The organism is Pseudomonas sp. 18.1.10, assembly GCF_024655625.1.
Taxonomy (GTDB): domain Bacteria; phylum Pseudomonadota; class Gammaproteobacteria; order Pseudomonadales; family Pseudomonadaceae; genus Aquipseudomonas.
The window spans coordinates 1-1,989 of record NZ_JANLGL010000432.1; the positions used below are offsets into that span (position 1 = coordinate 1).

2 protein-coding genes are annotated in these 1,989 nt (G+C 61.6%); both read right to left on the bottom strand.

What is annotated here, in order from left to right; translation table 11 throughout:
• Positions 1–138 precede the first annotated feature (138 nt).
• The gene (gene mutM / locus NUV89_RS29485; RefSeq protein ID WP_257784090.1) at positions 139–951 is read right to left on the bottom strand and encodes a bifunctional DNA-formamidopyrimidine glycosylase/DNA-(apurinic or apyrimidinic site) lyase; all 813 of its coding nucleotides are present in this window, start codon (positions 949–951) and stop codon (positions 139–141) included.
• Between the two features lie 22 nt (positions 952–973).
• Positions 974–1,786: an HDOD domain-containing protein gene (locus NUV89_RS29490; protein ID WP_257784091.1), complete on the bottom strand. Its 813-nt coding sequence runs from the start codon at positions 1,784–1,786 to the stop codon at positions 974–976.
• Positions 1,787–1,989 lie beyond the last annotated feature (203 nt).

Here is a 1,989-nt window from a genome sequence, read left to right on the forward strand (position 1 = left end):
GCCTCTTGTTTTATGTGAGGCTGATGCCGCCTTCGGGAGCAAGCCCGCTCCCACAGTTGACCGAGTTCCAACATGGGAATGCGGTCGAATGTGGGAGCGGGCTTGCTCGCGAAGGCGATATCAGCCATCACCTAGCAATCAGCTCTGGCACTTGGGGCAAAACACACTCGCCCGCTGCCCCAGCATCACATTGCGCAACTCGGTCCCACACACCTTGCACGCCTCATTCCCCCGGCCATAAACAAACAGCTCCTGCTGGAAGTACCCCGGCTGCCCATCCCCACCGATAAAGTCGCGCAATGTCGTACCGCCCCGCTCGATCGCAGCGGCCAGGATGCGTTTGATCTCAATCGCCAGCTTCAAATAACGCGCCCGCGAAATACCGCCCGCCTCACGACGCGGGTCGATCCCCGCCGCGAACAGCGCTTCCGTCGCATAGATATTGCCCACGCCCACCACCACCGCGTTGTCCATGATGAACGGCTTCACCGCCATCGAACGGCCACGGGATAGTTTGAACAAGCGCTCGCCATCAAACAGGTCGGTCAACGGCTCCGGCCCCAGGCGGATCAGCAGTTCGTGGTTGTGCGGGTCCTGGCTCCACAGCATCGCGCCAAAACGCCGTGGGTCGGTGTAGCGCAGGGCCAGGCCGGATTCGAGCTCGATGTCCACATGCTCATGCTTGAGCGCCGGCAGCCCGACTTCCACCAGCCGCAGGTTGCCCGACATGCCCAAATGGCTGATTAGCGTGCCCACTTCGGCGTTAATCAACAGGTACTTGGCCCGCCGCTCCACCAACACGATGCGCTGCCCGGACAGGCGCACATCGAGGTCTTCCGGGATCGGCCAGCGCAAGCGCCGCTCGCGCACGATCACGCGGCTGACGCGCTGGCCTTCCAGGTGCGGTGCAATACCGCGCCGGGTGGTTTCGACTTCGGGCAACTCGGGCATAGGTACCTCGTAAACGGAAGGGTCAGTGTGCGCCGAGTTCGCGGATCGACAACTTCATGCTTTCGAAGTCGTAGTCCGACAGGCCCACGTAGTCCAGCACCAGGTGGCTGATGGCATTCCACTCATGGTCCACCGCCTGGTTGCCCAGCACGCGGTAGGACGAGCAGATGTGCTCAGCCATTTTCAGAATCGCCAGCAGGTTTTTCAGCTGCGGATTGCGCGACGATTCATCGCTGAAAATCGCCAGGGCGTTGTGGTGGTTGGCGATGGCGTCGGTCACGTGCTGCGGCAGGCGCCAGGATTTGGCGGTGTAGTAGCCGACCACCGCATGGTTGGTGTTGAACGCGTTGTTCTCGGTGTCCACCACGCGGCAGTCCGGGCCGGCGTTGGCGTAGGCCTCTTCGAGCACCGCCATGTAATTGGGGAAGCGCTTGAGCATCAGCGGCACGCCGCAATCGTGGAACAGGCCCAGGGCGTAGGCTTCGTCCACCGCCTGGGCGCCGGTGCGCTTGGCCAGGGTCAGGCAGGTCATGGCCACGTCCTGGGCGGTGTCCCAGAAGCGGTTGAGGGTGACGATGGTGTCGTCGCTCATCTCGCCCTTGATCGACAGCGCGTTAATCAGGTTGATGATCGAACGGCTGCCCAGCAGGTTCACGGCGCGCTGGATCGAGGCGATCTTGTTGCTCAGGCCAAAGTAGGACGAGTTGACGATCTTCAGCAACGCGCCAGACAGGCCCGGGTCCTGGGCGATCAGCCGGGCGATCACTTCCAGGTCCGGATCAGGCATGTACTGCTCCATCTGCAGATCCACCATGATCTGCGGTTGGGGCGGCACGCTGATGCCTTGCAGGGCCTGTTGGATCTGTTCGGCGGATAGCTCTTGGGACATAAGTACTTACTCTGGACTAGGCGGGGATTCTAACCTCTATGGGAACCTGACCGACACCTCAAAAACCCGATTGGAATGGGATCAAATGTGGGAGCGGGCTTGCTCGCGAAGGCGGTGGGTCAGCTTGCATATGTATTGGCTGACCCAGC